The sequence below is a fragment of the Reyranella sp. CPCC 100927 genome (assembly GCF_007859315.1).
Classification (GTDB): domain Bacteria; phylum Pseudomonadota; class Alphaproteobacteria; order Reyranellales; family Reyranellaceae; genus Vineibacter.
In genome coordinates this window covers 1-548 of the sequence record NZ_VOHA01000072.1, presented here as the reverse complement: position 1 = coordinate 548, position 548 = coordinate 1, and the positions used below count along the sequence as shown (strand labels likewise).

The following is a 548-nucleotide window of genomic DNA, read 5'->3' as shown; positions in this document are numbered from 1 at the left end:
GCCCGCTCGGCCTGGGCTCGGGCCTCCTGATGACCGCGGACCTCCCCGGCCCACAGCAGCGGCAGGATCAGCACGACGCCGGCCATCACGACCAGCTGCGTCCACAGCTCACGGTGCTCGGGCAGGGCCAGTGCGGCCAGAAGAGCTGCGGCCGTCGCGCCCAGGCACAGGATGCTCGTGAGTCGATGGAGGCGACGTGAGCCGTAGCGGACAGAGGTGAAGATCGCTTCGAAGAGCAGCAGGGCGGAGACAGGGCCGGCGTCGAGGCCGACCGACGCGGCTGCAGCCGGGGCGGTGACCAGCAGGACGACCCATGCTCTGGTCGTGCGCAGGACCAGAGCGGCGGCCGCCGTGAGCTGGAGTGCGAGCCCCGTCCAGCCGGGCACGGGCATGCCGAGCACGCGGGTGGCGGGTTCGAAAGGCAGCAGAAGCTGCGCCAGGACGGCGAGCAGTGCATACGCGCAGGCGACCGCGACGTCGCGTCGACGCACAGCCAGGCCCGCAGGCCGGGACGTGCTCTTTGCGGCTGTCTGATGCTCGGGCGGCGG

1 protein-coding gene is annotated in these 548 nt (G+C 72.3%); it reads right to left on the bottom strand.

Translation table 11 applies throughout. The features are described 5' to 3' along the window. Positions 1-548 (bottom strand): hypothetical protein (locus tag FQU96_RS42450; protein WP_218575083.1); only part of this gene is annotated, 548 nt, incomplete at both ends.